4 protein-coding genes are annotated in these 6,591 nt (G+C 39.9%); 2 read left to right on the top strand and 2 right to left on the bottom strand.

Going from position 1 to position 6,591, the window contains the following annotated elements; translation table 11 throughout:
* The first annotated feature begins 290 nt into the window (after positions 1-290).
* Positions 291-902: a PEP-CTERM sorting domain-containing protein gene (locus HEQ19_15170; protein ID WYM00652.1), complete on the top strand. Its 612-nt coding sequence runs from the start codon at positions 291-293 to the stop codon at positions 900-902.
* A gap of 425 nt (positions 903-1,327) precedes the next feature.
* Positions 1,328-3,748 carry a sucrose synthase gene (locus HEQ19_15165; protein ID WYM00651.1) on the top strand — a complete coding sequence of 807 codons (2,421 nt, stop codon included), beginning with the start codon at positions 1,328-1,330 and terminating at the stop codon, positions 3,746-3,748.
* A 100-nt stretch (positions 3,749-3,848) separates the two neighbouring features.
* Here HEQ19_15165 and HEQ19_15160 read toward each other — a convergent pair whose 3' ends face one another.
* Together HEQ19_15160 and cax are read right to left on the bottom strand one after the other, a co-directional pair.
* A complete protein-coding gene (locus HEQ19_15160; protein ID WYM00650.1) occupies positions 3,849-4,409 on the bottom strand; it encodes a peptidoglycan-binding domain-containing protein in 561 nt (186 codons plus the stop codon).
* A 704-nt stretch (positions 4,410-5,113) separates the two neighbouring features.
* Positions 5,114-6,205 (bottom strand): calcium/proton exchanger, encoded by a 1,092-nt coding sequence (cax, locus tag HEQ19_15155; GenBank protein ID WYM00649.1) that lies wholly within the window; start codon positions 6,203-6,205, stop codon positions 5,114-5,116.
* Positions 6,206-6,591 lie beyond the last annotated feature (386 nt).

The raw sequence follows: 6,591 nt of genomic DNA, 5'->3' as shown, positions 1-6,591 counted from the left end.
ACAGCCCTCAAAAAGAGAAAAATTCACATCAAGCACAAGACGCATAAACTATGAATCAACAAAAAGCATGTGATGTATTTGACGTGATTGAGTCGAGTTTTCAGTCCTCTTATAGAGGACTTAAGCTATGAGACAGGGACTTGGAGTCCCTGGCGGCTCTGTTCACACAGCGAAACCCTAGAAATACTTAGTAATTAAACTTGTCCCTGAAGACTGCTGCAAGATATGAGAGGACTAAACTCCTCACTACAGATTTTTTCTCGAAAAACCACATTAATAGGTATAATTTCATGTTACTAGGAATCAAAAAATCATTGTTCACCGCCGGCGCTACCAGCTTATTAAGTCTTGGTACTCTCGCCATTGCTAACCCAAGTTACGCAGCTAGTATTGACCTGAGTAATTGGGGTACAATTGGTGATACCATCGTTAATAATAGCCAAGCTGCTATCAACTCAGGTACTGTGAACACCGCTTTGACTGGCGGTGGGACTGGTTCTATTGAAGATTTTTTGGGTATTACTGCTGGTAGTCTAGATCCAGTGGGTTCTACCTTTGGCGCTACACAAGGTTCGGCAATTAAGAAAACCTTTACGAGTATCAACGCTGGCGATGTTTTCCGCTTTAACTGGAATTTCGCTACCAGTGACACTGACAGCGCTTTTATCACAATTAATAATTCTGTTATCCCGTTGACAGGAAGTACACCTTTCAGCTACAGCTTTGCCACTGCGGGGAATTACAATATCGGTATTGGTGTTGTGGATGTTGAGGATAGTATTGGTAATTCGACTTTAACAGTGAGTGACGCCGATTTGCAAGCTGTTCCTGAACCGATGACTATCCTGGGTTCTGCGGTGGCGCTCTTGTTTGGTACACTTATGAGGCGGCGGTTGACGTGAAGTCGAGATACGTGTGAAAACCTGCAAGATAGTCTGAAAAGTCTTGCAGTAATAAAATATTCTGTAGAGACGTTACATGTAACGTCTCTACATTGCGGGTATTATGGGTAAGCTCCCGGACATGATATAACTCGCTCATCCGCATCAGTGCGTATATACATGTCATCTTTGTCAAGAGTGTTTATTGTTTTTCAGCAGTTCTGATTTCAGTTTGCAAGAATCAAACATGTCTCAATCTTTGTAGGGAAAGGCTTACAGGGAATTTATCTATCTAGAGTACCAAAAATTATCTACTTTTAGTCAGATTTTAAAATACTGAGTCATAGGTATTTTAAATCAATATGCAGACTTATTAAAATCTCGCTTCCGGGCGGTGTGTTGGTAATTGCTGCAACAAAAATACACAATTATTTTGTGGAATTACTATGTCTGAATTATTGCAAACACTTTTAGATAGCGAAGAAAAGATTGATTTGCGGTCATTTATTAGTGAGTTACGCCAGCAAGAGAAGAAGTACTTACTGCGAAATGATATAGTTAATGTATATAGTGAATATTGCTCTAAACAGAAGAAATCAGAAAAATTTTACACTAGTTCCTATTTAGGCAACTTGATTTACTATACACAAGAAATTATTCAAGATGAATCAAACCTATATTTCGTGATTCGTCCGAAGATTGCTAGTCAAGAAGTTTATCGAGTGACGCCAGATTTGAGTATTGAACCGATTCCAGTCCAGGAACTGTTAGATCTGCGCGATCGCTTGGTAAATCGATTTCATCCCCATGAAGGCGACTTGCTAGAAATTGATTTTGGCCCCTTTTATGACTACTCCCCGATCATGCGTGATCCAAAAAATATTGGTAAGGGAGTACAATTTCTCAACCGTTATCTATCCAGCAAGTTATTTCAAGATGCTAAACAATGGCTAGAAAGCTTATTTATTTTCCTGCGCCTGCACCAATATAATGGTATTCATCTGCTAATAAATGATCGCATTCAATCACAAAAGCAACTTTCTGAGCAAGTCAAAAAAGCTCTAGCTTTTGTCAGCGTACGTTCTAGGGATGAACCCTATGAACAATTCCGCTTCCAATTACAAGCAATGGGTTTTGAACCGGGTTGGGGTAACACGGCTTTCCGCGTCCAAGAAACCCTGAACATTCTGGATGAATTGATAGATTCTCCCGACCCCCAAACCCTAGAAGCCTTCATTTCTCGCATCCCGATGATTTTTAAAATCGTCCTGGTTTCACCCCACGGTTGGTTTGGTCAAGAGGGGGTTTTGGGGCGTCCTGATACCGGGGGTCAGGTGGTTTATGTGTTAGATCAGGCAAAAATTCTCGAAAAGCGACTGCAAGAAGATGTTATTTTAGCTGGGTTAGAAGGACTCAATGTCCAGCCAAAGGTAATTATTCTCACCCGCTTAATTCCTAATAGTGATGGCACCCTTTGTAACCAAAGACTAGAAAAAGTTCACGGTACAGAAAACGCCTGGATTTTGCGCGTACCTTTACGGGAATTCAATCCCAACATAACACAAAACTGGATTTCTCGGTTTGAGTTTTGGCCTTATCTAGAAACCTACGCCATTGATGCGGAAAAAGAACTGTTGGCAGAATTTCAAGGTAGACCTGATTTAATTGTTGGTAACTATTCTGATGGTAATTTGGTAGCATTTTTGTTGGCACGGCGGATGAAAGTTACTCAATGTAATGTTGCCCATGCTTTAGAAAAATCTAAATACTTGTTTAGTAATCTATATTGGCAAGATTTGGACGATAAATATCATTTTTCATTGCAATTTACTGCTGATTTACTGGCAATGAATGCTGCTAATTTCGTCATTAGTAGCACCTACCAAGAAATTGCCGGAACACCAGATAGTGTAGGACAATATGAGTCTTACAAATGCTTCACAATGCCGGATTTGTACCATGTGGTCAATGGGATAGAATTATTTAGTCCCAAGTTTAATGTTGTACCACCGGGAGTGAATGAGAATTACTATTTTCCCTACTTGCAAAATCAAGACCGAGTAGAGAGCGATCGCCAGCGGATTACAGAAATGCTCTTTACCCTAGACGACCCTACGCAAATCTTTGGTAAACTCGACGATCCTAGCAAACGCCCTATCTTCTCAATGGCGCGTCTCGACCGAATTAAAAACCTCACAGGTCTAGCAGAATGCTTTGGTAAAAGTCAAGAATTGCAAGCACATTGCAACTTAATTTTAGTAGCGGGTAAGTTGCATGTTGAAGAATCAGACGACAACGAAGAACGAGACGAAATTGTTAGACTCTATCACATCATTGACGAGTACAATCTCCACGGAAAAATTCGCTGGCTGGCTGTGCGTCTATCTAAAACTGATTCTGGCGAAATTTATCGAGTCATCGCCGACCACCAAGGAATATTTGTTCAACCAGCGTTATTTGAAGCGTTTGGTTTAACAATTTTGGAAGCGATGATTTCTGGATTACCCACTTTTGCAACACAATTTGGTGGTCCATTAGAAATTATTCAGGATCAAGTGAATGGCTTTTACATTAATCCCACAAATTTAGAAGAAATCGCCACCAAAATTCTACATTTTGTCACCACTTGCGAACATAATCCTCAATATTGGCAGGAAATTTCCCAAGAAGCTATTGACAGAGTTTACAGCACCTATACCTGGAAAATTCACACAACAAAATTGCTATCATTAGCACGAATTTATGGCTTCTGGAACTTTACATCTCAAGAAAATCGAGAAGACTTGTTGCGCTATATCGAGGCTTTGTTCTATTTAATTTACAAGCCCAGGGCACAACAATTGTTAGAACAGCATAAAAATCGATAATTAGCAAGAGTCAAGAGTCAAGGGTCAAGGGTCAAGGGTCAAGAGTCAAGAGTCAAGGGTCAAGGGTCAAAACTTTGGACTCTGGACTTTTGACAAATGACTAATTTGTCAACTCCTCCCAAGTTCTTTGATCAACTATTCCATCCGCTATTAATTTACGCCGATTTTGAAATGCTTTGATAGCAGTTTCTGTCAGCGGACCAAAAATTCCATCAACTTGCATCATATAGCCGTTAATAATTAATAGCTTTTGTAATAGTCTGACAGCAGTACCTGAACTACCAAAACGCAAAATTGGTAAAGGTTGGCTATGAGACTTTGGTAATTCTGACGCAACTGCAGCACTGTCGGCTACGAGTGCTGGGGAGTCATTGGAATTAGGTAAGCTAGAGGCGTCTAGAGACGGAAGCTTTTTTGTGATTTTGTGAAGGATATTTTCATTTTTCAGGGTGAGCGCTGACGCTGTAGTTTGGGAAATCCCATCTGTTTCGATGAATTCTGGTGGTGCAATTTGAGCAGTGGAAACTAACACAGATGACTCACCCTGTAGAGACTCCTGCACGCTATTTTCTAGCTGCATTGGTCGCTCCACCGCCCCATTGGGCGGAGATGGTTGTCCTGTTGTTAACATGCCCGTCATCGGCAGGCCAATTTCACTCATTATAGTTGATTTTACTAAAACCTATATTTCTCTTGAAAAATAAAATTCCTGCTATTCTGGAATATTTATTACTGACCAATGAAAAAATATGTAATAACTTTCCAGAGAGAAATTTTGACAATAAGATTTGCTTTCCTCCTTAGTATCTATAATCTACTTCCTATTATTTATCTTGGTGAAATTTTAATCTATAACCACACTATTTATTTGTAAAATATAGCACTTAATCCAAGGATTAATGCAGCAATGTATTGTATAAAATCCTGGATATAACATCTAGCAGATATACCTAGAGAGGTATTGTTTGAAATTCCATAAATAAAGCTGTTTAATTTAGCAGTTCAGTATTTTATCGTCATACTGAATATGCGGACAATAAACTTTTTTGGTAAAAAAATACCAGGTTAATTCAAAAATAAGATAATAATTCTATATGTAGGACAATACGCTTGGTGTTAAGGAGAATCCTAGGTTTAGTTGAGGAACGTAGAGCCAACCTAAGCGCTAATACCAAGCGTATTGATTGATAAGTAACACCAATTTTAAAAAAGAATGGGACAGATAGGGTAGGGGCGCAAGGCCTTGCGCCCCTACAGATTATCGATGTGTTGTAAAGATTTTTTGAATTGGTATAAGTCTATGACAATAAACCGAATGATATTATGATTTAAAAATCCCACAGCTATCAGCTGTGGGAGCGTCAACTAACCGATGCTATCGATCACTGGATGGAAATAGAAAGCAAAGCCCAAAACGGTATAAGCAGCTAATAGTAACGTGCCTTCTAGCCAATTGGACTTACCATCAGAACTAATGCTATTGGCAATCAACACTGAGACAGCTACGGCGACTAATTCAAAGGGTTTAAAATCCAAATCCATTGGCTGACCAATTACCCAGCCTACTATGACTAAAACGGGAGCGACAAATAGAGCAATCTGCATACTCGATCCCACAGCCACGGACAAAGAAAGATCCATTTTATCTTTCATGGCGACGGTGACAGCTGTGGCGTGTTCAGCGGCGTTACCAACAATCGGTACCAGAATTACCCCGGTAAACAACGAAGTTAAACCTAATTGAGATGTCGCTACTTCCAAAGAATCAACGAGAAATTCTGACTCTAATGCTACTAAAAGAGTACATACTAGCAGCACACCACTCCATAACCAAATATTTGGTTGATTATGAGGTATTTCCTCTACTTCTGTCTCTGCTATACCCACGTCATACAAATAGGAGTGGGTTTTCATCGAAAAAAGTAGGGTTAATGCATAAACCAAAATTAATACTACAGCAACGGCGATGGAAAGATTTTGCAGGATTTGTGGGCTAATTCCTTTAGCAGAAAAGTTCATCGCTGTGGGTAGCAAAATGGCTATCACCGCCAAATTCATCGAAGCAGCATTCACCCGCGCTACAATCGGTTGAAATTTCTGTTCTTTGTACCGCAGTCCACCCAAAAGCATCGAAAGACCCATCACCAGTAGTAAGTTACCGATAATTGATCCCGTAATACTGGCTTTGACTACATCTACTAACCCAGCGTTTAAAGCCACTAAAGCGATGATTAGTTCTGTAGCATTACCAAAGGTAGCATTTAATAACCCTCCCAAGGAAGGGCCAACGACTACAGCAATTTCTTCTGTGGCTGTACCCATCCAAGCGGCTAAGGGTAAAATCGCTAATGCGGCCGTGATGAAAACTATCAAGTCTCCCCATTCGAGAAAGTTGGCGGCTAAGGAAACTGGGATAAACAGCAACAGCACGAGAAAAACAAGATTTTTGACTGACATTTGTCACCTGGAGTTGAGGGGATCATTCACGAAAGCCTGTGATGAATCGAATATATTAACGTATCGGGATTGGGGATTGGGGAATGAAAGACTTCCAAATTCCCAATTCCCAAGACTTAAGCCGCCTAAGTAACAAATTCGGTTATTAGAATACTGCACTCAGACTCTAGGATACTTTCAACCTTCCAATAGAGCAGTGGAGAAATTATACGGTTTCGATTTTTGAGCCGGATATGTAAAGTAAGATTGCGATTTACGTAGGTTTAGCAATCTTTTGTTGCAAAAGTATGAATTGCGTCGAGGACTTTAACCCAAAAATGCGGTTTAATATATTAAAAGACAATTAAATTTATTGGACTGGTAAAGAAAAAACTTCCTATCTGGGG

It is taken from the genome of Gloeotrichia echinulata CP02, assembly GCA_038087035.1.
Taxonomy (GTDB): domain Bacteria; phylum Cyanobacteriota; class Cyanobacteriia; order Cyanobacteriales; family Nostocaceae; genus Gloeotrichia; species Gloeotrichia echinulata.
This window is presented reverse-complemented; position numbering and strand designations above follow the sequence as displayed.